The following is a 22,393-nucleotide window of genomic DNA, read 5'->3' on the forward strand; positions in this document are numbered from 1 at the left end:
GACCGACGGCCGGGCTACGGCGGACGGCTGGCCGGGCTGCGGGACCGACGTGCCGGGCTACGGCGGACGGCGGCCACCCGCACGAGGGCCGACGTCCGCCCGGCCCGTGCGGGTGGTCGCTCAGCTGCGGCCCGGGTCCTTGGCCAGCCAGTCCAGGAGTGCGTCCAGCGGCTCCTGCCAGCGGGTGTCGAGCATCAGGTCGTGCCCCATGCCGGGGAAGAGCAACGGAGCCGCGCCGTAGCGGCGGGCCGCCCGGGTCAGCGCGGCCGGCGGGACGACCCGGTCGTCCGGGCTGCCCAGCACCAGCACCGGCGGGCGGCCCACCGCCGGCTCCGCAGTCCGGCCGGCGAGCAGCTGCCACTGCGCCCGCCAGCCGGCCCGACCCAGCCGGGCCAGGTGCCGGCGGGCGTCCGCCTCGGGCAGCTCCCGGCTGAACAGTTGCCGACGGTGCAGCCGCAACGCGCCACCGAACAGGGCGGGCAGGGTGCCGAGCGGGTTGGCCCGCAGCGCCGCGCCGGCCGTGGCCACGCCGCCGAGCACCGGCGCGACCAGCACCGCCGCGCGGGCCGGGTACCGCGCCAACGCGTGCGACACCACCAGGGCACCCGCGCCGTGCCCCACCAGCACCGCCTGCCGGGGCAGCCCCGCCGCCACCTGGACCACGTCGTGGGTGTACGCCCGCAGCGTCGCCCCCGGCGCCGGTTCGCTGCCGCCGTGCCCGCGCAGGCTCATCGCGTACGCGGGGAAACCGCGCGACGCGGCGTACTCCAGCCAGTGTTCGGCGAACGCCCACGCCCCGTGCCCGAACCCGGGGACGAACAGCAGCGGCGGACGTCCCTCCTCCAGCTCCGGGTCGACGCCGAGCACCTCGCGGCGGGCCCGACGGACCGGGTGGGCCCACTCCCGGCCCCGCATGATCCGGACCCGTTGATCGGTCGTGCCGGTCACTTGCCCTCCAGCTCGTCGAGGGCGCGCTGCACCGCGCGCAGGTAGTCGACGTGGCCCACCTCGAACCAGTGCCGGCTGCTGTCCTTGACCTTCCCCGCGTACCGCTCCCCCGCGCCGGCCGCCGCCCGCGAGGCGAACGCGGCGGCCCGCTGTGGCTGCTCCCGGCGCAGCCGCAGTGACCTGGCGAAGAGCACGGTCTGCCAGTGCGCCAGGGTGAACAGCCCCGAGTCGGGCTGCAACAGCCCGGCCACCGCCAGCGTCGGGTGGCCCGGCGGGAACGCGTGCAGCCACAGCCGGGGGCGGCCCGAGCCGTCGGCGTCGCCGAGGACGCCCGGGTCGAGGAACTCGAAGCGGGGCAGGTAGCCGGTGGCGAAGACGACCAGCTCGGGGTCGATCTCCCGGCCGTCGGTGAGGGTCACCCCGCCGGAGTGGAACCGGGCCAGCTCCGGCACGGGGGTGATCTCGCCGTGGCCGACGTAGTAGACCAGTTGGCTGTTGGCGATCGGGTGCGTCTCGTAGACCCGGTGGTCCGGTTTCGGCAGCCCGAACCGGGTCAGGTCGCCCACGGTGAGCCGCAGCGTCCAGTGGTAGAGCCACTGCCGCAGCCGCAGCGGCACCCGCAGCGCCAGCAACGCGTCGTTGACCTGGTCGGCGGGGCGGCCGAGGACGTACTTCGGGGCGTACCAGTAGCCGCGGCGGGTGGAGTGCCAGCAGCGGGACGCCTGCTGGGCCGCCTCGACCGCCAGGTCGCAGCCGGTGTTGCCGGCCCCGACCACCAGCACCCGCTTGCCGCGTAGCTGGGCGGGGTCCTTGTAGGACGAGGCGTGCATGACCTCGCCCCGGAACTCCTCCAGCCCCTCGTAGCGGGGCAGCTTCGGCGACCAGTTGTGCCCGTTGGCGACCAGCACGGCGGCGTACCGGGAGGTGCGTTCCGGGCCGTACCCGCCGGTGCTGCGGGTGGTGACGTCCCACCGGTGGCCGTCGACGGGTTCCACCCGTACCACCTCGGTGCCGAACCAGATGTGCCGGCGCAGGTCGAAGTGGTCGGCGTACCGCTCGAAGTAGGACAGCACCTGGCTGTGGTGCGGGTAGTCCGGCCAGGAGTCCGGCATCGGGAAGTCGGGGAACTGGGTGAACGGCCGCGACGAGATGAGGTGGGTGCTGGCGTACACCGGGCTGCGGTCGTGCCGCCAGTTCCAGCCGCCGCCGACGCCGGTCTCGCGTTCGTAGCAGTCGACGCCGAAGCCGTGTTCGGTGAGGTTCTTCACGGCGGTGAGGCCGCTGGCCCCGGCCCCGATCACGCAGACCGTGTCGCCCCGGTCGGAGACCGGGCGGCCGTCCGGGTTCGCAGGGAGCGTCGTGGGCTCCGGTTCGGGCCGGCCGTGCTCGGTGGAGGGGGACACCGGGAATCTCCTTATGTGCGGCCAGGTACGCCGGTTCGACCGGCATCCTTCCGGGCCCCCGACCCGTTGTCCAGCCCGGCTCGCGGAGGTGTCGTGACGCGTCGCGGGCCGGCCCCCGGGCGGCCACGGTGGCCGGCCCGGGGACGCTGCCAGCCGATCAGTCGACGACCGGCAGCAGCAGGTCGACCAGGACCGGGAAGTGGTCGCTGGCCCGGCGGGTGGTCGGGGTGTCCACCACGTCGTAGCCGACCACCTCGACCCGGGGGTCGACGAAGAGGGCGTCGATGCGGCGGCGCGGGTTGGTGCACGAGTAGGTGTGCCGGTCGGCCGCGTCGGCGGCGATCGCGGCGTCGACGAGTCCGCTCGCGACGGTGCCCCAGGCCGGGCCGTCCGGCCCCTCGTTGAGGTCGGCCCCGAAGACCACCGGCAGGTCGCTCGCGGACAGCTCCCGCCGCAGCAGCGCCGCCTGGCCGGGCCGCTCGGCCGGGTCGGTGGACAGGTGCGAGCCGGCCAGCAGGAACCGGGCCCCGCCGACCTGGCAGCGGGCGTACGCCGCGCCGCGCAGGTGCCGGCCCGGGGTCAGCGGGAACCGCTGGCAGTGCGTCCCGGTCACCCGGACCCGCAGGCTGGTCAGCAGCAGGTTGCCCAGCGACGGCAGCCCACCGGCGGCCACCACCAGGCCGAACGAGTCGGCCAGCGTGGCGGACTTCTGCCGCCACCGCAACCGGCGCGGCGCCTCCTGCACGATCACCACGTCGGGGGCGGCCTCGCGGACCACGCTGGCCAGCGCCGCCGTGTCGTCGCGCTGGCTGTGGATGTTGTACGACACCACCCGCAGCGGCACCCGCCGGGCGTCGGCCGGGCCGGCCCCGGCCGCTCCCGTCGGGGCCGGTGCCGGCGGCGCGTCGGCGGTGTCGGCGGGCGCGGCGGCGGTGTCGGCGGGCGCGGCGGCGGTGTCGGCGGGCGCGGCGGCGGTTTCGGTGGGTGCGGAGGCGTCCGGGCGTGGCCCCGTCGGCGCGGCGCTCATCGGCGGCGGGCCAGGTCGGCGGCGCCGATGACGCCGGCGCTGTTGCCCAGCTCGGCGGGGCGCACCTCGGCCACCGGAAGCCGGCTGCGCTGGGCCAGCGCGTCGGCGAAGGACCGCCGGGTCGGGCCGAGCAGCAGGTCACCGGCGTCCACCACGCCGCCGCCGACCACCAGCACCTGCGGGTCGAGGATCTGGGCCATGTCGGCGAGGCTGGTGCCGAGCCAGCGGCCGATCTGGGCGAACGCCTCGGCCGAGATCGGGTCGCCGGCCTGGGCGGCGGTGGTGACCATCGGGCCGGTGATCGCCTCGGCCTCGCCGCCGGCCAGCTCCAGCAGGGCGGTGGCGCGCTGCGGTTCCTGCCGGGCCCCGGCGCGGGCGAACCGGACCAGGGCGCTGCCGCTGGCGTACTGCTCGATGCAGCCGAGCCGGCCGCAGCCGCACTGGTGGCCGTCGGGGACGGTGAGCATGTGCCCCAGCTCGGCGGCGATGCCGTGGGCACCGCGGACCAGTTCGCCGCCGAGGACGATGCCGCCGCCGACACCGGTGCCGATGGTGAACATGACCATGGAGTCGTCGGCGTCGCGGGCCGCGCCGTGCCGGAACTCGGCCCAGGCCGCCACGTTGCCGTCGTTCTCGACGATCACCGGAAGGCCGGTGGCGGCGCTGACGTAGTCGCGCAGCGGTTCGTCGCGCCAGGCCAGGTTGGGGGCGAACAGCACGGTGGAGCGGGACGCGTCGATCCAGCCGGCCGCGCCGATCCCCACCGCGTCGACCTGGTGGCCGGTGGCGAGCTGGGTGACCAGTTCGATGATGACGTCGCGGGTCTTGCCGACGTCGTCCGCGGGGGTGTCCCGCCGGGCCTGCACGAGCACCCTGCCGGTGTCGTCAACGACACCGCCGGCCACCTTCGTGCCACCGACGTCGACTCCGATGGTCAGCGTCACCGCGGCCACTCCCCTCTGCTGTGCTGCCCGACATCGGCCGAAACCGGCCGTACGCTGCCGGGATGTCCGGTGGTCAGGCCCCGTCGCCTGGTGCGTCCCCGTCCGCGCCGGCCGGCGCGCGCGAGGCGGGCACCACGGGACCGTCGGCCGCGGGCCGGACCTGCTGGGCCGGCGCGGCCGGCCCGGCGTCGTCGACGGGCGGTGCGGCGGCGGCCGGTTCGACCGCGTCCTCCGCCCGGGTGGCGGCGGACCAGACGTCCCGCTCCGGCGCCGACGCAGAATCATGCCCGGTGCGGGTGGCCTCGCGCCACACATGATCGGCTCCGGAATCGGACGGGCCGGTCGGCGCGCCGACGTCGCCGGCATCCCCGGGGGGTGCTTCCCCGGCTCCGGGCGGGGCGAACGCGCGCATCAGGCTGGCCACGCCGGCCGCCAGATCCCCCGCGCCGGTGGCGAGCCGCTCGGCGAATTCGGGACTGGGATCGCGCAGGGCGGCGACCGCCCGGCAGATCGGACAGACGCAGCACTCGGCCGATCCGGTGGCGAAACCCGCCGCGCGGTGGCTGCCGCCGGCCGACCGGGACGGGCCGGCACTGTGACCGAGGACACCCGAGACGATCCCACCGAGCGGACCCCACGGCCCCGACGCCGACCCGGAGCCGGCGGAGGCCAGCCGGGCCGTCGCGAGCAGCGTGGCGACCAGCCGTTCCGCTTCCTCCCGGGCCGAGCCCGGTTCCGTTGCGCCCATGGTCGGCTCCTCCGTCGTGTCGCCGGCCGTCGCGTCGCTACGCCGCACCGGTTGCTTCTACCCGGCGCTTGAGCTGCTTCAACGCCGTATCCATGATCATTTTCTCGGCCTTGCGGCGAAACATGCCGAGCATGCCCACCGACAACTCGACCTCCAGCGTGTAGGTCACCGTGCAGGTGCCGTCCGGGTTGCCGACCAGGTCGTACGAGCCACGCTGGGACTTCTGCATCGTCGAGGGCGACACCAGGTGCCACTCGATGCGGGACAGGTCCTCGGCGTACTCGTAGGCCAGCACGTACTCGTCGGCCATCACCCCGGCGTCGATGGTGAACCGGACCTGGCTTGCGTAGCCGTCCTCGTATTCCTCGACGACCTCGGTCCGGCGCACCGCCTCGGTCCACTCGGGGTAGCGCGCGAAGTCGCACACGACCGCCGCGACCCGGTCCGGTGACGCGCCGATGACGATCGACTGGGTGGAGGAGTCCGCCATGGGGGGAGGCTACCCGGCGCGTCCGACGGATGCCCCGCTCCACCCCCCGGGCAGGGGCCGGGCAACCTGGCTGGGGCGTCCGCCCGGCCGGCCGGGTAGGTTTCGACCATGCCGGCCCGTGGTCGGCCCGGCCAGTGCGAGCACGAGGGAGTGCAGGTGCGCGAGTTCTCCGTCCCGCCGATCGTCACCATCGGCGACGCGGCAAACCTGACCGACCCGGTCTGGGACAACGCCGAGGCCGCGCCGGACGCGGTCCAGTTCGTCCGGCCCGCCGTCGAGGGCCGCGCCGGGGTCGACGTCACCTGCCGGCAGTTCCGCGACGAGGTGGTCGCGGTGGCCCGGGGGCTGGCCGGCGCGGGGGTCTCCCCCGGTGACCGGGTCGCCCTGATGAGCCGCACCCGCTACGAGTGGACCCTGCTCGACTACGCCATCTGGGCGGCCGGCGCGGTCACCGTCCCGATCTACGAGACGTCCAGCGCCGAGCAGGCCGCCTGGATCCTCGCCGACTCCGGCGCGGTCGCGGTGGTGGTGGAGACCAACAGCCACGCCACCCTGGTCGCCGGGGTCCGCGACCGGCTGCCCGAGCTGCGCGACGTCTGGCAGATCGAGCTGGGCGGGGTGGAGGAGATCGTCGCCGCCGGCAGCTCGGTCGACCCGGAGGAGATCGAGCGCCGCCGCACCTCGGTCCGCGCCGCCGACGTCGCCACGATCATCTACACCAGCGGCACCACCGGCCGCCCCAAGGGCTGCGTGCTGACCCACCGCAACATGTACGCCGACATCGCCAACGCGGTGCCGGTGCTGCCGAACCTGTTCCGGCCGGACGCCTCGACCCTGCTCTTCCTGCCGTTGGCGCACGCCTTCGCCCGGCTGATCCAGATCGGGGTGGTGCAGGCGCGGGCCACGATGGCGCACTGCGCCGACACCCGGGACCTGGTCGCCCAGCTCCAGGAGTTCCGGCCGACGTTCGTGCTCTCGGTGCCGCGGGTCTTCGAGAAGGTCTACAACGGCGCCCGGCAGAAGGCCGAGGCCGACGGCAAGGGCGCGATCTTCGACCGGGCCGAGAAGGTCGCCATCGCCTGGAGCGAGGCGCAGGAGACCCCGGGCGGTCCCGGGTTCGCGCTGCGCGCCCAGCACGCGGTCTTCGACCGGCTGGTCTACCGCAAGCTGCGGGCCGCCCTCGGTGGCCGGTGCCGGGACGCGATCTCCGGGGGCGCCCCGCTCGGCGCCCGGCTCGGGCACTTCTTCCGGGGCATCGGGGTGACCATCTGCGAGGGGTACGGCCTCACCGAGACCTCCCCCGCCGCCGCGGCCAACCTGCCCACCGGCACGAAGATCGGCACGGTCGGCCGGCCGCTGCCCGGCGTGACGATCCGGATCGCCGACGACGGCGAGATCCTGATCGCCGGCGACCTGGTCTTCCAGGGCTACTGGAAGAACGAGGCGGCCACCGCCGAGGCGCTCGCCGACGGCTGGTTCCGCACCGGCGACCTGGGGCACCTCGACGACGACGGCTTCCTGCGCATCACCGGCCGCAAGAAGGAGATCATCGTGACGGCCGCCGGCAAGAACGTCGCCCCGGCGGTGCTGGAGGACCAGGTCCGGGCACATCCGCTGGTCAGCCAGTGCCTGGTGGTCGGCGACCGGCAGCCGTTCATCGCCGCCCTGGTCACCGTCGACGAGGAGGCGCTGCCGAAGTGGCTGGCCGCGCACGGCCTGCCCGAGGACACCCCGGTCGCGCAACTCGTGGGGCACGACGCGCTGCGGGCCGAGATCCAGGGCGCGGTGGACACCGCCAACCTGGCCGTCTCCAAGGCCGAGGCGATCAAGGTGTTCCGCATCCTGCCCCGCGACTTCACCGAGGCGACCGGCGAGTTGACCCCCTCGCTCAAGGTCAAGCGGCAGGTCGTCCACAAGACGTACGCGGCCGAGATCGCGGAGATCTACCAAGGCTGACTACGATCCGTCACGTGCCCGCCTCCACAGCCGCCCGCCCCCAGACGCGTCCCGTCGCCGCCGCCGCGCGAGCGGTGATGCTCGCGCTGGTCGGCGTACTGACCCTGGTCGCCACCCGCGATCCCGCCCAGCTCTGGTGGATCGCCCTGCTGGCGGTCGCCGGAGCGCCCGCCCTGCTCGCCCCCGAGCACCGGCTGATCGGCCCGCTGAGCCGGCTCGCCGAGGCGGTGGTGATCGGGCTGGCCGCCAGCCAGGTCGCCGTCTCCTCCGCCCTCGGCTCGTCGGTCGGCGGGCTGGGCGCCTCGGCGGTGCTGCCCTACCTGGCGGTGCCGGTGACCGTCACCGCGCTGCGCCGGCAGTTCCGCGAGGGCGCGGTGCTGCTCGGGGTCACCGCGGCCACCCTGCTGGTGGCGGGCGCCTTCACCGTGGTCGACGGTGGGCGGCAGCTCGGCCAGGCCGGTTACCTGGCGGTCTGCGCGCAGTGGCTGATCCTCGCCGGGCTCGGCCTCTACGCCGCCGGCACGCTGCACCAGGTGATGCGGGTCCGGGCCGACGGCAAGCCCCAGCCCTACGCCGAGGCGACCCGGCTGCTGACCCAGCTGCGTACGGTCGCCCGGCAGCTGCCCGGGGCCACCCTCGACCCGGGCGGCATCTCCGAACACCTGCTGGAGGAGCTGCGTACCGTCGCCCCCGGCAACCGGGGCGCGGTGCTGTCGGCCAGCGGCGGCGGGCGGCTCGTGGTCCTCGCCCAGGTCGGCGTCGACCGGGTCGACTGGGAGACGACGTTGGACGCCGACTCGGCGATCGCCGACGCCTGGGCCAGTCAGCAGCCGCAGACCTCGGCCCGGTCGCAGGCCCGCTCGCACACCGGCGGGGACGTCTCGGCGCTGATCGTGCCGCTGGTCGCCGGGGTCCGTACGGTCGGCCTGGTGGTGCTGGAGGCGGACGCGGCGCACGCCTACCCGCCGCCGGTGGTGTCCCGGGTGACCGCGCTGACCGGCCCGGCGGCGCTGCGCCTGGAGGCGGCGCTGCTCTTCGACGAGGTGCGGTCGCTGGCCACCAACGAGGAGCGGCAGCGGCTGGCCCGGGAGATCCACGACGGGGTGGCACAGGAGCTGGTGATGGTCGGCTACGGCATCGACAACGCGCTGGCCTACGTCGACGAGGACCCGAAGGAGACCGCCGAGGCGCTGCGCACCCTGCGCGGTGAGGTGACCCGGGTGATCACCGAGCTGCGGCTGAGCCTGTTCGAGCTGCGCAGCGAGGTCGACCGGCACGGCGGTCTGGCGGCGGCGATCGCCGAGTACGCCCGCACCGTCGGCGCGTCGGGGGGCCTGCGGGTGCACCTGTCGCTCGACGAGTCGACCGCCCGGCTGCCGGCCGCCACCGAGGCCGAGTTGCTGCGCATCGCCCAGGAGGCGGTGACCAACGCCCGCAAGCACGCCGGGGCGTCGAATCTCTGGGTCACCTGCGAGGTGGACCCCCCGTACGCGCAAATTGAAGTGTCGGATGACGGTCACGGCATCGGTGACCAGCGCACCGACGGTCACTACGGCCTTGCGATCATGGCGGAGAGGGCGGAACGTATCCGGGGCCGGTTGGAGATCAGTCCCCGGCAACCCAGTGGTACGACCGTGGCGGTGGTGGTGGGTTCGTCGCCCCGGCGCGATAACGTGCGTGGCAGCGCAGCAGCAGAAGTGGAGTAATTCGAGGATGACCACAAGCCCGACACCGGCCACCCGTACCAAGGTCCTCCTTGTCGACGATCACGATCTGATCCGCAAGGGGCTGCGGCACGCCTTCGAGCGGGACCGTCAGTTCGAGGTCGTCGGCGAGGCCGCCACGGCGGCGGAGGGCGTGCGCCAGGCCGGCGCGCTGCAACCGGACGTCGTGATCATGGATCTGCGGCTTCCCGACGGCAGCGGCCTGGAGGCCACCCGGGCGCTGCGCAAGTCCAGCGCGTCGATGGGCATCGTGGTGCTCACCATGTACGCCGGTGACGACCAGCTCTTCGGCGCGTTGGAGGCGGGGGCGAGCGCCTTCGTGCCCAAGACCGCCCCGGCCGACGAGGTGGTGGCGGCCGCCCGGCACGCCGCCTCCTCGCCCAGCGCGTTCACCGCCGCCGACCTGGCCGAGGCGATGAAGCGCCGGCTGGCTCCGTCCGGCCCGCAGCTCTCCCCCCGCGAGGGTCAGGTGCTGCGGCTGCTCGCCGACGGCATGAGCGTGGCCGGCATCGCCAAGCAGCTGTTCGTCAGCGAGTCCACCGCCAAGACCCACATCTCGAAGCTCTACGAGAAGCTGGGCGCGGCCAACCGGGCGCAGGCGCTGATGACCGCCCTGCGGCTGGGTCTGCTCGAGGCGCCGGACGCCCCGAAGTTCTGAGGCGGGGCCACCCCGCCGGGCCGGCAGGCCCGGGTCCACCCGGACCCGGGCCTGCCGTCGGCACGCCACCGGTTCGACTGCGCCCGGTGAGCGACCGGTCGCGCACTGATCGCGGTCTTTGCACCTGGGCGGTGGGCAGGCAGAATACCCGGGTGAACCGCACGGTCGACCATGTTTGCGGTGGTACTCGACAAAGGGGTTGGGGATGCAGCGACCGAACTGGGCACCCGACGACATCGACATCGAACGCCCCAGCGTCGCCCGCATGTACGACTACTACCTCGGCGGCTCGCACAACTTCGCCGCCGACCGGGTCGCCGCCCGCGCGATGGTGGAGGCGGTTCCCGACGCGCCGCTGATGGCCCAGGCCAACCGTGCCTTCCTGCGCCGGGTGGTGCAGCACCTGGTCGACTCCGGCATCCGCCAGTTCCTCGACATCGGTTCCGGCATCCCCACCGTCGGCAACGTGCACGAGATCGCCCAGCGGGCCGACCCGCGCGCCCGGGTGGTCTACGTCGACGTCGACCCGGTCGCCGTCGCGCACAGCCAGGAGATCCTCGCCGGCAACCCCGCCGCCGCCGTCGTGCAGGAGGACCTGCGCCGGCCCGAGGCGATCCTGGCGCACCCCGAGGTGACCCGGCTGATCGACTTCTCCCAGCCGGTGGCCGTGATGATCGTGGCGGTGCTGCACTTCATCCCGCACGCAGACCATCCCGAGGACATCCTGCGGACGTTGCGCGCGGCGCTCGCCCCGGGCAGTTACCTGGTCCTCTCCCAGGCCAGCGACGACACCCGGGGCGGGGCCGAGCGGACCGAGGCGGAACGGGTCTACCGGCGTACCGACAACCCGCTGTGCATCCGCAGCCGGGCCGAGCTGACCGCGTTCTTCGACGGCTTCACGATCGTCGACCCCGGGGTGGTCTGGGTGCCGCAGTGGCGGCCCGAGACGCCGGAGAGCGCCGAGAACGCCGAGCAGGCCGTCTTCCTCGGCGGCGTCGGGCGTCTCGATGGGTGAGCCGACGGGCCCCCGGGCGTCCTGCCCGGGTACGTTCGCCCGTGCCTGGGCCAAGGCGGTCTCCGGCACCAGCTACCTGCCGATGACCCAGGCCCAGTTGGAGGAGCTGCTGCAACGGCTCACCGTACGACTGGCGGCCGCGCTGCGGGCCGAACCGTTCGACCCGCGGGTCGGTCACCAGGTGGGCGCGGAGCTGGTGGCCGCGCACATCGCCTCGGCGGAGGGGCTGGGGCGGACCGTGGAGGTCGTCCAGCTCCGCCTGCTGCGCGACCTCGGCCTGGTCGGCGACGACATCTCCGACCGGCTGGCCCGGTTGCTCGCCACCATCACCACCGGGTACGCCCGCGCGCTGCGCGACCGGACCCTCGACGAGCAGGAGTCCATCCGGCGGGCGGCGATGGTGGCCCGCGCCCAGGCCGAACGGGCGCTGCGCGACAGTGAGTCCCGCTTCCGTCACCAGGCGACCCACGACCCGCTCACCGACCTGCCCAACCGCACCCTGTTCACCGAACGGCTCGCCACCGCCCTCACCGCCCCGGGGCGGGGTTCGGCCCGGGTGGGGGTGTGTTTCCTCGACCTCGACCGGTTCAAGGTGGTCAACGACTCCCTCGGTCACCAGCTAGGCGACGCCCTGCTGGTGCAGGTGGCGCAGCGGCTGAGCCGGGCCCTCGGCGAGCACCTGGTGGCCCGCCTCGGCGGCGACGAGTTCGTCGTCCTCGTCGAGCGCACCGACGGCACCGACGACGTGGTGAAGGTGGCGGAGGCGGCGCTCGCCGCGGTCGCCGAGCCGGCCCTGGTCGAGGGGCACGAGCTGACCGTCACCGCCAGCGCCGGCATCGTGGAACGACCGGTGGCCGGCACCACCCCGGGCGAGTTGATGCGGGCCGCCGACAGCACCCTGCACTGGGCCAAGGCGGCCGGCGGCGCCCGCTGGGCGCTGTTCGACCCGGCCCGGCACCGCACCGAGCTGGCCCGGTACGCCCTGTCGGCGGCCATCCCCGCCGCCCTGGACCGGGGCGAGTTCTTCCTGGACTACCAGCCGCTGACGTCGCTGCGGGACGGCACCGTGGTCGGGGTGGAGGCGCTGGTCCGTTGGCGGCACCCCGAGCTGGGGGTGCTGGGTCCGGACAGCTTCATCGGGCTGGCCGAGGAGACCGGGCTGATCGTCCGGCTCGGTGGTTGGGTGCTCGCCGAGGCGTGCCGGGAGGCGGAGAGCTGGGCGGCCGGCGGCGGGCCGGCCCCGTTCGTCAGCGTCAACCTCGCCGTCCGGCAGGTCCACCGCCCCGGCCTGGTGCAGGAGGTGCGCGGGCTGTTGGCGCAGACCGGCCTGCCGCCGCAGCGGCTCCAGTTGGAGATCACCGAGAGCACCATGATGAGCACCGGCGGGGAGGACCCGGTCCGGGCCCTGCGGATGCTCAACGACCTGGGTGTCCGGATCGCCATCGACGACTTCGGCACCGGCTACAGCAACCTGGTCTACCTGCGGGACCTGCCGGTCACCGAGCTGAAGGTGGCCGGCGAGTTCGTGACCAGGTTGCGCAGCCCGCAGGTCGACCCGGCCAGCCGCAACGACGAGCAGATCCTGGCCTCGCTGGTGTCGCTGGCCCACGCGCTGGACCTGACGGTCACCGCCGAGGGGGTGGAGACCGCCGACCAGGCCGACCTGCTGCGCTCCATCGGCTGCGACACCGGTCAGGGCTGGCATTTCGGCAAGCCCGCCCCCGCCGCCCGCATCCTCGAACAGATCCGCTGACCCACCCGCCTGCGGCCCACCCCGCCGCCCTGTTCCGCGCCGGACCGACCGGTGGGCGGGTCGGCCGGAGGGTCGGTCGGCGGTTCAGCCGGGGGCGGCGGTGCCGGTGAGCAGGTCCGTCAGGCGGCGGGCCTGGGTCTCCCAGCGCCACTCCTTCTCCACCCAGGCCCGCCCTGCCGCGCCGAGCTGCCGGGCGAGGTCCCGGTCGGCGAGCAGGGTGGCCACCCGGTCGGCGAGCACGGCGACGTCACGCCCCGGGACGACGTACCCGGTCTCGCCCTCGCGGACCGCGTCCGGTGCGCCGCCGGAGTCACCGGCCACCACCGGCAGCCCGGTCGCCGACGCCTCCAGGTAGACGATGCCGAGCCCTTCGACGTCAAGCCCCCGGTTGCGGGTACGGCAGGGCATCGCGTAGACGTCACCGGCCGCGTAGTGGGCGGGCAGCGCCTCCCACGGCACCGAGCCGGTGAACACCACGTCACGTTCCACGCCGGTGGACCGGGCCAGCTTCTCCAGGGTCGCCCGGTAGGGCCCGCCCCCGACCACCAGCAGCGCCGCGTCGGGCACCCGGCGGCGGATCGCCGGCAGGGCCCGGATCAGCATGTCCTGGCCCTTGCGCGCGACCAGCCGGGAGACGCAGACCACCACCGGCCGGTCGGCCAGCCCGAGCCGGGCCCGCACCGGCGCGCCGTCCACCCCGGGGTGGTAGGTGTCCACGTCGACCCCGGGGGCGAGCCGGTGCAGCTCGGTGACGCCGCGCAGGGCGCGCTCCAGCCGTATGCGGGTGTAGTCGCCGAGGTAGGTGACCACGTCGGTGTCCCGGCCGATCCGGCGCAGCGCGGCGCGGGCCCCCGGCAGGGTCGCCCAGCCGGCCTCGTGACCGTGGGTCAGCGCCACCGCGCGGCGGATGCCGGCCTTCCGGCGCAGTCCGCCGGCGAGCAGGCCCAGGGGCGCGGCGGCACCGAACCACACCGTGTCGCAGCCGTGCTCCCGGGCCAGCCGGGCGGCCCGGCGGGCGACCCGCGGGGTGGGCAACAGCACCCGGGTCGCGTCCCGCACCACCGGGAAGGGCTGCGCGGCGTCGAACCCGGCGGTGTCGCGCCAACTGGAGGCGTAGACCACCACCGAGCCGGGCGGCTGGCGGACCGCCAGGTGGTGCACGAACGACTGGATGCCGCCGGGGCGGGGCGGGAAGTCGTTGGTGATCAACAGGGTCCGGGTCACCGGCCGGCCTCCCGGGCGTACGCGCGGGCGGCGGCCATCCGCTCCACCGTGGACGGGTGCGAGGCGAACCAGAGGTACTCCGCCCGGGGCGGGTCGGGATCGGCCAGGTTGACCCCGGCGAGCCGCCGTTGCATCGCCTCGAAGGTGGCCGGGTCACCGGTGAGCGCCAGGGCGTGCGCGTCGGCCCGCGCCTCGATCCGGCGTGACACCAGCGCCTGCACCGGGCCGGCGACCAGCCCGGCGACCGTCACCAGGGCGATCAGCAGCGCGAACGCCCGGGGCTCGGCGATCGAGTCGACGCCGGCCCGGCGCAGCAGCGGCGCCCAGGAGCCGACCAGGTAGAGCGCGACGACCGCGGCGGCGGCCCCGAGCGCACCGGTCAGCGTGCCGGTCCAGACGTCACGGTCCCTGGCGTGGCCCAGCTCGTGCGCCACCACGCTGGTCACCTCGGCCGGGGTGGCCTCGCGCAGCAGGGTGTCGTAGACCACCACCCGCCGGGTCGGCCCCAGACCGGAGACGTACGCGTTGACCGCCCGGGTGCGGCGGGAGGCGTCGGCGACCAGCACGTCCCGCACCGGTACGCCGTCCCGCGCCGCCAGGGCGGTCAGTTCGGTGCGCAGCGGCCCCTGCTCCATCGGGGTGAACCGGTTGAACACCGGCTCCACCAGCACCGGCAGCACGAAGGACAGCAGCACCACCAGCCCGGCCGCGCCGGCCGCCCCGAACGCCCACCACCAGCGCGGGGCGAGCCGGGTGACGGTGTAGAAGCCGAGCAGCACGGTCGCGGCGAGCACCGCGCTGAGCGCGTACGACTTGAGCAGGTCGACCGTCCAGCCGCCCCAGCCCTGGGTGGCGAGCCCGTACCGGGTCAGCACCGACTGCCGCCAGGCGGCGAACGGGAGGGTGAGCAGGTCGGCGACGAGCACCACGGCGATCCCGCCGAGCACCGCGCGGGCGATCCAGTGGTCGCCGAACGGCCGGCCGGCCAGCTCGACCAGCCTCGCCCCGAGCGGGGTCAGCCCGAGCAGCAGGGCCACCAGCAGGCCGACGGCGAGCCCGGTGTAGCGGCCGGGACGCAGGGCCGCCTGCAACGCGCGCCCCCGGGCCACCTGGTCGGCGGGCAGGTCACGCAGGGCGGCGAGCTGGTCGGCGCGGGGGGCCGGGGGCCGGCTCCACGGGACCAGCAGGGCACCGAGGACGACCAGGGCCAGCACCAGCGCCGCCAGGGTGAGCACCGCCCAGCCGCGCGGGCTCACCGGGGCACCCCGGGTACGGGTCCGCGGGCGTGGCGTCGTACCCGTGTCATGCCGCCGCTCCTCCCGCCGTGAGCGCCCATCCTATGGCCCGCCGACGCGGCTCCGCCGTGGTGTCCACCCCGGGCCCCCGCCGGAGCGGGGCGGGGGTCAGGCGACCCGGCGGCGGGTCGACCGGGCCGGGCGGGTCTCGTGGGCCAGCACCTCCACCTCGAACCCGGAGCGGGTGAGCACCTCGATCGCCCGGTGCTCGGCGGCACCCAGGCCGGCCGCCGGGGAGTCGGTGTCGAGCAGGGCCGTCACCAGGCAGCCGGCGCAGCCCGCGCCCCGGACCCGGCAGCCGTCGCAGTCGATGAGCATCGTGCCTCCTGACGCAGTGCGGCGTCGGGCGGAAACCCTCGTCACCACCCGAGCACCGTCGGTCAGGTCGGACACTAACCATCGGGTACGACACAACCGGACAACCGGTGATCAACACGTCAGGAGCGGGCCAGCCGGCGCAGCAGCGAGTCTGCCCCCAGCGGGTACGCCCCGTGCCGGCGCACCCCGTCGGCGACCTCCCGGTCGGAGGAGACCACCACCACCGGGCGGCCGGGCGGCTCGGCCCGGACCAGCCGGCGGATCAGCTCGTCGGCGGTCTCGCCCTTGCGGGAGAAGAGCACCCGCACCCCGCGCGGGGCGGGCGGCAGGCCGTGCATCCGTTCCGCCCCGTCGAAGACCACGGTCACCTCGTCGCCGGTCTGCGCGGCGATCCCACCCAGCCCGGTGATCAACCGCTTGCGCTGCTGTTCCAGGGACATCTCACCGAATCCGCGCTTGGTGACGTTGTAGCCGTCCACCACCAGGTGCGCCCTCGGCAGGGCGAGGAGCTGGTCCAGCCGGGCCGGGTCGTCGGTGTCCCGGGCGCGGGCGGCCGGCCCGCCCTGGGCGGCGGCCGGGGCATCGGTGAAGGCGTCGGCCACGAAGTCGGCGGGGAGCTTGTCCACCGGGTCCAGGGCCAGTTCGCGGCGCAACCCCACGGCGGCCTGACCGATCGTCTCCAGCAGCAGCCACAGCCGGGCGTCGTCGACCGAACGGGCCTCCTTGGCGCTGGCCTTGGCCACGCCGGCCGCCGCCTCGGCCTCGGCCAGCCGGGCCCGCGCCCGACGCAGCTCGGCGTCGCTGTCGGCGGCGGCGCGGGCGGCCCGGCCACGCTCGGTGGCGAGCAGCTCGGTGGCCCGGCGTTCCCGGGCCTGGGTCTCCCGCAGGCCGCGCTGGAGCTGGCGGTTCTCCTCCCGGAGCTGGCCGAGTTCCTCGCGGACGCGGGCCAGCTCGTCGCGGAGCTTGTCCGCCTCGACCCGGGCCACCGCCCGGTCGTGCTCGGCCCGGGTGGCCCGCTGCTCGGCCTCGCGGACCAGCTCGGCGACGACCGCGCTGTCCACCTCGGCACGGACCGCCGCGCCGCTGGCGTCGATCAGCTCCCGCCAGCCCTTCGGGCGGACCAGGTAGGCCAGGGCGGCCACCTCGACCGGGTCGGCGGCGGCCGGCGCGGTGCCCTCGACCACGGCCGCGCCGAGGTCACCGGCGTCGGTCAGCACCCGGGCGGTGACCCGCTGCCGGAACAGCGGGTCGGCGGTGAGCTGGGCGGCGATCACCGAACCACCCAGCCGGGCCCGCCGGTTGGGGGCGAACTTCGCCACCCGGCGCAGCGGCACCGGCACCTCGTCGGCGGGCAGGCCGGGCAGGACCGCCGCGGTGAGCGCCACGATCCGCTGCCGGACCGGCTCGGGCAGGACGGGCTCCGGCTCCGGCGGCCCGTCCACCGGCTCACCGGCGTCGGATCCGTCGGGCGTGGGAGGGATGGGCTCGGGCAGGCCGGGCTCGGACTCCGGCTCGGGCAGGGTGGCCCCGGGCTCGGGCGCCCCCGCACCCGGGTCCCCGCCGGCCCCGGGCGCGGCGGTGGACGACCCCCCCAGCGGGAGGTGGTCGTCGTGCGGGTCGGTGAGGGGCATGGGGCAAGTCTCCCACCGCGACCGGGCCCACCGCCGGATGAGTGAGCCGATCTCTCATCCTACGCCGCCAGGGGCCCCTGGGGCTGCGGTGACGGGAGTGTCGGACCGAACGGTTAGCCTGCCGCCCGTGGCACCTGGGGAGTACGTCCAGCAGACCCTGGCCGGTCTGGACCGGTCGGCCGGCGGTGTCGATCCGGCCCTGCCGCTGTACGCGACGACGTTCGTGGTGGTCGACCTGGAGACCACCGGCGGCTCACCCGACGGCGGGGGCATCACCGAGATCGGCGCGGTGAAGGTGCGCGGCGGCGAGGAGCTGGGGGTGCTCGCCACCCTGGTCAACCCGGGGGTGCCGGTCCCGCCGTTCATCACCGTGCTGACCGGCATCACCCAGGCCATGCTGCTGCCCGCCCCGCCGATCGAGCAGGTGCTGCCGAGCTTCCTGGAGTTCGTCGCCGACGCCGTGCTGGTGGCCCACAACGCGCCCTACGACGTGGGTTTCCTCAAGGCCGCCTGCGCGAAGCACGGCTACCGCTGGCCCAACCCCCGGGTGCTGGACACGGCGGCGCTGGCCCGGCGGGTGCTCACCCGCGACGAGGTGCCCAACCGCAAGCTGGGCACCCTGGCCGCCTACTTCCGCACCACCACCCAGCCCACCCACCGGGCGCTCGACGACGCCAAGGCCACGGTGGACGTGCTGCACGGCCTGATCGCCCGGCTCGGCGGGCACCGGGTCGACACCGTGGGCGAGGCGATCGAGTTCGCCCGCGCGGTCAGCCCCACCCAGCGGCGCAAGCGGCACCTCGCCGACGGGCTGCCCCGGGGGCCCGGGGTCTACATCTTCCGGGCCGCCGACGACCGGCCGCTCTACGTGGGCACCTCCGGCGACATCGCCACCCGGGTCCGCAGCTACTTCACCGCCGCCGAGAAGCGGGCCCGGATGTCGGAGATGCTGGCCGCCGCCGAGCGGGTGGAGGCGGTGGAATGCGCCCACCCGCTGGAGGCGGAGGTCCGGGAGCTGCGGTTGATCGCCGCGCACGCGCCGCCGTACAACAGGCGGTCGAAGTATCCGGAACGGATGGTGTGGCTCAAGCTCACCGGCGGGCCGTACCCCCGGTTGTCGGTGGTGCGCGGCCTGGCCCCCGGTGACACCGCCTACCTCGGCCCGTTCCGTTCCACCCGGGCCGCCGAGCTGGCCGCCGCCGGGTTCCACGACGCGGTGCCGCTGCGCCAGTGCACCCACCGGTTGTCGCTGCGCACGGTCACGCCGGCCTGCGCGCTGGCCGAGCTGGGCCGCTGCCCGGCGCCCTGCGAGCACCGGATCACCCCGCAGGAGTACGACGACCGCGCGGTCGCCCCGTTCCGCACCGCCACCACCAGCGACCCGCAGGTGGTGGTGGACGCCCTGCTGGCCCGGATCGAGGCGTTGGCGGCCGCGCAACGCTACGAGGAGGCGGCGGTGGTGCGCTCCCGGCTGGCGGCGGTGCTGCGGGCCACCGTCCGGATGCAGCGGCTGGCCGGTCTGACCCGGATCGCCGAGCTGGCCGCCGCCCGGCCCGCCGCCGGGGGCGGCTGGGAGCTGGCGCTGGTCCGGTACGGGCGGCTCGCCGGGGCCGGGGTGTCCCCGCCGGGCGTCCACCCCCGACCGACGATCACCGCGATCCGAGCCACCGCCGAGACGGTGGAGCCGGGCGGGCACGGGCCGGTGCCCCGGGCCACCGCCGAGGAGACCGAACGCATCCTGTCCTGGTTGGAACGACCGGAGACCCGGCTGGTGGAGATGACCTCCGGTTGGTCGTCCCCGGTGGCCGGCGCGGGACGGTTCCGTGACCTGCTGGCGAAGGCCGAGGACGGCGGGTCCCACCAACTCTCGACCGAACGCTCATGAGCAAGTGTCCGATCGGACGACCCCGCCTCGCTTAGTCTGTTAAGGGAGTGCAGTCCTGCCCGTTTCGTGGGCCTGCTTCCGGTTGCCGGCGACGGTGACCGTGGAGCCGGGGTGAGGAGGTGTCCCTCGTGGACGTCGACGCCGGACACGGCGCCGCCCTGGGGGGTGCGCTCCCGGCCCAGCCGGGTGAGTTGCCCCTGACCCGGCGGCTCCGGTCCCTGTTGAGCTGGCCGGCCAACGACGCCGACCCGGTGACCCAGCTCGTCCGCACCCACCGCGGCATCCATTCGAGCGCGGACGCCTCGGTGCTGCGCCGGGCGTACACGATCGCCGAGAACATGCACCGCGGTCAGTTCCGCAAGAGCGGCGAGCCGTACATCACCCACCCGCTGGCGGTGGCCCAGATCTGCGCCGACCTCGGGATGGACACCACCACCCTGGTCGCGGCGCTGCTGCACGACACGGTGGAGGACACCCGCTACACCCTCCAGGCGCTCAGCGAGGACTTCGGGCCCGAGGTGGCGCACCTGGTCGACGGGGTGACGAAGTTCGACAAGGCGTTCTACGGCAAGGCCGCCGAGGCGGAGACGATCCGCAAGATGATCATCGCGGCCGGCAAGGACGTCCGGGTGCTGATCATCAAGCTGGCCGACCGGCTGCACAACATGCGTACCCTCGGGGTCCGCTCGGCCGCCTCCCGGGAGCGGATCGCCCGCAAGACCCAGGAGGTGCTGGTCCCGCTCTGCGACCGGCTCGGCATCCAGACCCTCAAGCGCGACCTGGACGACGTGGTGCTGCTGCACCTGGAGCCCGACGAGCACGCCCGGCTGGCCCGGCACGTGCACGACCGGCCCGGCTGGGACGCCTACCTCGACGACGTGGTGGCCCAGGCCAGGGTGGCGCTGCGCCGCAGCCGGGTCGACGCCGAGGTGAGCGTCCGCCCCCGACACCTCTACTCGATCTGGAAGGACACCGTGGCCGGCGGGCACGCCGTGCCGTACGACCTGCCCCGGATCGTGATCGTGGTGGACGGCCCGGCCACCGACTGTTACGCCGCCCTCGGCGCGGTGCACGGCCGTTGGCGGCCGGTCCCCGGCCGGTTCAAGGACTTCATCGCCTCCCCCAAGAACAACCTCTACCGTTCCCTGCACACCAGCGTCTGCGGCCCGCAGGAACGCACGGTCGAGGTGCTGATCCGCACCCGGGAGATGCACCGCTGCGCCGAGTACGGGGTGGCCGCCGACTTCCGGTTCCCCCGGGCCGCCACCGGGTCCAGCAATACCGACCAGCTCTCCTGGCTGCGCCGGGTGCTCGACTGGGAGCAGGAGGCCCCCGACCCGGCCCAGTTCCTCCAGTCGCTGCGGTGCGACCTCGCCGAGGCGCAGATCCAGGTGGTCGCCGACGGCCGGCAGGTGGTGCTCCCGGCCGGGGCCACCCCGGTCGACCTCGCCTACGAGCTGGGCACCGAGCGGGGCGACCACTGTCTCGCGGCACGGATCAACGGCCGGCTCGCGCCGCTGGCGTCCGAACTGGACGAGGGCGACGTGGTGGAGATCTACACCGAGAGCGACGCGGAGAGCGGCTTCGAGGCGGACGTCGCCCCCCGTGGGCCCCGCCGCGAGTGGCTCGACTTCGTCAAGTCGCCGCACGCGCAGATGCAGATCAGCCGCTGGTTCACCGAGCACACCGAGCCCGGCATCTCCATCGCCGACAAGGTCCGCCTCGGGCGGGCCACCATCGGCCTGGCGCTGCGCAAGCACGACCGGGGCCTGGCCAGCGACCTGCCGCTGCTGCGGCTGTCGGAGGAACTCGGCTATCCCGACCTGGAGACCCTGCTGGTCGCGGTCTTCGACCGGGCCGTCGAACCGGACACCGTGGTCCGCCAGCTCATCGACCTGGTCGACCATCGACAGTGAGGCCCTGGCCGGGTGACCGGTCGCCCCGCACCCCACGACAGCGCACCGACGGCCTAGCCTGGAGACCATGATCCTCCGTTCCCGCGCCACCGGCCGGGCCGTCGCGTACAAGGTCTTCTACCGGCTGCCGGTCTCGGTGCGTCGTCGCCTGGTCCGGCTCGCCGGGCCGAAGTACGTCGTCGGCGCGGTGACCCTGGTCCGGGACAGCGGGGCCGACGGGGCCGGCCGGCTCCTGCTGCTGCGCCAGCCCCCCGGACACAGTTGGACGCTGCCTGCCGGCCTGCTCCAGCGCGGGGAGGCCCCGGTCGTCGGCGCGGCCCGCGAACTGTACGAGGAGTCCGGCGTCCGGCTCGCCCCGGAACAGCTCCGCCCGGCCGTGCCGAACGCGGTGGTGCACACCCGGGGCTGGGTGGACATGGTCTTCGAGGCGGAGGTGCCCGCCGCCACGACGGAGCTGGCCGTGGACGGCGCGGAGGTCTTCGAGGCGGCCTGGCACCCGCTGGACGACCTGCCCCGGCTGAGCCGGGCCACCGCCAACCTGCTCGGCCACTACGGCATCGGGCCGCAGGCCGGCCAGCCGACGACGTGACCGCCCCGGACGGCCTGTGCGCGGTGGTGCTCGCCGCCGGCGAGGGCACCCGGCTGCGCCCGCTGACCGCCCGGGTGCCCAAGGCGCTCTGCCCGGTCGGCAACGTGCCGCTGCTGGACCGGGCCCTGCACCGGCTGGCCGGGCTGGGCCTGACCGGGCCGGAGCGGGTGGCGGTGAACGCCTGTTACCTGGCCGACCAGGTGGTGACGCACGTCGGCGACCGGGCGCACCTGTCGGTGGAGCCGGGTGAGCCGTTGGGCACGGCCGGCGGCCTGGGCAACCTGCGGGACTGGATCGCCGGGCGGGGGGTGCTGGTCGGCAACGCCGACGCGTACCTGGCCGATCCCGGCGCCGCTCCCGGTCCGGACGTCGCGGCGCTGCTGGCCGGGTGGGACTTCCGGTCCGTACGCCTGCTGGGTCGGCCGGCACCCGACCCGCGCGCCCCCGGCACCTTCGACGGGCACGTCTTCACCGGCTTCTCGCTGCTGCCCTGGCATCGGGTGCGGGAGCTGCCGGCGAGCTTCGGTGACCTGGTCCGCACGGTGTGGCGGCCGGCGGAGGCGGCCGGCGAGCTGACCGTGGTGCCGTACCCGGGCACGTTCTTCGACACCGGCACGCCCACCGACTACCTGGCGGCCAACCTGCACGCCGCCGGGGACGACGTTGTGGTCGCCCCGGACGCCACCGTCACCGGTCGGGCCCGGCACGCGGTGGTCGGCGCGGGCGCGGTGGTCCGCGGCGACGTGGAGCGCGTGGTGGTCTGGCCCGGCGCGACGGTCGGCCGCCACGAACGGCTCCGCGACGTGATCCGGGCCGCGGACGGGCTCACCGTGGCGGCCGTACCGGGCGGACGTTGATCGTCGGTGTCA

General features: G+C 75.0%; 19 protein-coding genes. 9 read left to right on the plus strand and 10 right to left on the minus strand.

Features of this window, described 5'->3' with window-relative positions:
• Positions 1 to 120: 120 nt before the first annotated feature.
• The 6 genes from ACN261_RS00510 to ACN261_RS00535 all read right to left on the minus strand — a co-directional run bounded on the left by ACN261_RS00510 (position 121) and on the right by ACN261_RS00535 (position 5,560).
• Positions 121 to 915: an alpha/beta hydrolase gene (locus ACN261_RS00510; RefSeq protein ID WP_425853542.1), complete on the minus strand. Its 795-nt coding sequence runs from the start codon at positions 913 to 915 to the stop codon at positions 121 to 123.
• Positions 916 to 944: 29 nt separating this feature from the next.
• Positions 945 to 2,351 (minus strand): flavin-containing monooxygenase, encoded by a 1,407-nt coding sequence (locus tag ACN261_RS00515; protein ID WP_421483495.1) that lies wholly within the window; start codon positions 2,349 to 2,351, stop codon positions 945 to 947.
• 157 nt (positions 2,352 to 2,508) lie between these two features.
• Positions 2,509 to 3,195, minus strand: a complete 687-nt coding sequence (locus tag ACN261_RS00520; protein ID WP_204927891.1) for an endonuclease/exonuclease/phosphatase family protein — start codon at positions 3,193 to 3,195, stop codon at positions 2,509 to 2,511.
• 179 nt (positions 3,196 to 3,374) lie between these two features.
• Positions 3,375 to 4,322: an ROK family glucokinase gene (locus tag ACN261_RS00525; protein ID WP_204927818.1), complete on the minus strand. Its 948-nt coding sequence runs from the start codon at positions 4,320 to 4,322 to the stop codon at positions 3,375 to 3,377.
• Positions 4,323 to 4,395: 73 nt separating this feature from the next.
• Entirely contained in the window at positions 4,396 to 5,070 is a 675-nt protein-coding gene (locus ACN261_RS00530; RefSeq protein ID WP_421483497.1) for a hypothetical protein, read from the minus strand.
• 37 nt (positions 5,071 to 5,107) lie between these two features.
• On the minus strand, positions 5,108 to 5,560 hold the full coding sequence (locus ACN261_RS00535) for an SRPBCC family protein (RefSeq protein ID WP_204927820.1): 453 nt from the start codon (positions 5,558 to 5,560) through the stop codon (positions 5,108 to 5,110).
• A 156-nt stretch (positions 5,561 to 5,716) separates the two neighbouring features.
• Between ACN261_RS00535 and ACN261_RS00540 the strand changes: the two genes are divergently transcribed.
• From ACN261_RS00540 to ACN261_RS00560, 5 genes are all read left to right on the plus strand, one after another.
• Positions 5,717 to 7,516 carry an AMP-dependent synthetase/ligase gene (locus tag ACN261_RS00540; RefSeq protein WP_425847771.1) on the plus strand — a complete coding sequence of 600 codons (1,800 nt, stop codon included), beginning with the start codon at positions 5,717 to 5,719 and terminating at the stop codon, positions 7,514 to 7,516.
• A 14-nt stretch (positions 7,517 to 7,530) separates the two neighbouring features.
• The gene (locus ACN261_RS00545) at positions 7,531 to 9,222 is read left to right on the plus strand and encodes a GAF domain-containing sensor histidine kinase (protein ID WP_425847774.1); all 1,692 of its coding nucleotides are present in this window, start codon (positions 7,531 to 7,533) and stop codon (positions 9,220 to 9,222) included.
• Positions 9,223 to 9,229: 7 nt separating this feature from the next.
• Positions 9,230 to 9,898, plus strand: a complete 669-nt coding sequence (locus tag ACN261_RS00550; RefSeq protein WP_007072219.1) for a response regulator transcription factor — start codon at positions 9,230 to 9,232, stop codon at positions 9,896 to 9,898.
• Between the two features lie 205 nt (positions 9,899 to 10,103).
• Positions 10,104 to 10,913, plus strand: coding sequence for an SAM-dependent methyltransferase (locus ACN261_RS00555; RefSeq protein ID WP_204927823.1), 810 nt, complete (start codon positions 10,104 to 10,106; stop codon positions 10,911 to 10,913).
• Entirely contained in the window at positions 10,906 to 12,666 is a 1,761-nt protein-coding gene (locus ACN261_RS00560; RefSeq protein ID WP_421483500.1) for a putative bifunctional diguanylate cyclase/phosphodiesterase, read from the plus strand. Before ACN261_RS00555 ends, ACN261_RS00560 begins: the two co-directional genes overlap by 8 nt.
• 84 nt (positions 12,667 to 12,750) lie before the next feature.
• On the opposite strand, the gene ACN261_RS00565 is transcribed toward ACN261_RS00560, so the two are convergent.
• The 4 genes from ACN261_RS00565 to ACN261_RS00580 form a co-directional block, all read right to left on the minus strand.
• The gene (locus ACN261_RS00565) at positions 12,751 to 13,890 is read right to left on the minus strand and encodes a glycosyltransferase family 4 protein (protein WP_425847778.1); all 1,140 of its coding nucleotides are present in this window, start codon (positions 13,888 to 13,890) and stop codon (positions 12,751 to 12,753) included.
• Entirely contained in the window at positions 13,887 to 15,146 is a 1,260-nt protein-coding gene (locus tag ACN261_RS00570; RefSeq protein WP_421483502.1) for a M48 family metallopeptidase, read from the minus strand. The genes ACN261_RS00565 and ACN261_RS00570 overlap by 4 nt, the downstream gene beginning before the upstream one ends.
• Before the next feature lie 147 nt (positions 15,147 to 15,293).
• Positions 15,294 to 15,503, minus strand: a complete 210-nt coding sequence (locus ACN261_RS00575) for a hypothetical protein (RefSeq protein ID WP_363651542.1) — start codon at positions 15,501 to 15,503, stop codon at positions 15,294 to 15,296.
• A 119-nt stretch (positions 15,504 to 15,622) separates the two neighbouring features.
• A complete protein-coding gene (locus tag ACN261_RS00580) occupies positions 15,623 to 17,134 on the minus strand; it encodes an NYN domain-containing protein (protein WP_425847781.1) in 1,512 nt (503 codons plus the stop codon).
• A gap of 127 nt (positions 17,135 to 17,261) precedes the next feature.
• On the opposite strand from ACN261_RS00580, the gene ACN261_RS00585 reads away from it, so the two are divergent.
• From ACN261_RS00585 to ACN261_RS00600, 4 genes are all read left to right on the plus strand, one after another.
• Complete coding sequence (locus tag ACN261_RS00585) at positions 17,262 to 19,019, plus strand: DEDD exonuclease domain-containing protein (RefSeq protein WP_425847783.1); 1,758 nt, start codon at positions 17,262 to 17,264, stop codon at positions 19,017 to 19,019.
• A gap of 128 nt (positions 19,020 to 19,147) precedes the next feature.
• Positions 19,148 to 20,935: a RelA/SpoT family protein gene (locus ACN261_RS00590; RefSeq protein ID WP_425853543.1), complete on the plus strand. Its 1,788-nt coding sequence runs from the start codon at positions 19,148 to 19,150 to the stop codon at positions 20,933 to 20,935.
• 67 nt (positions 20,936 to 21,002) lie between these two features.
• Positions 21,003 to 21,524 (plus strand): NUDIX hydrolase, encoded by a 522-nt coding sequence (locus ACN261_RS00595; RefSeq protein WP_421483505.1) that lies wholly within the window; start codon positions 21,003 to 21,005, stop codon positions 21,522 to 21,524.
• Positions 21,521 to 22,381 carry a sugar phosphate nucleotidyltransferase gene (locus ACN261_RS00600; protein WP_421483507.1) on the plus strand — a complete coding sequence of 287 codons (861 nt, stop codon included), beginning with the start codon at positions 21,521 to 21,523 and terminating at the stop codon, positions 22,379 to 22,381. The genes ACN261_RS00595 and ACN261_RS00600 overlap by 4 nt, the downstream gene beginning before the upstream one ends.
• Positions 22,382 to 22,393 lie beyond the last annotated feature (12 nt).

The organism is Micromonospora sp. WMMD723 (assembly GCF_049863385.1).
Taxonomy (GTDB): Bacteria; Actinomycetota; Actinomycetes; order Mycobacteriales; family Micromonosporaceae; genus Micromonospora; species Micromonospora wenchangensis.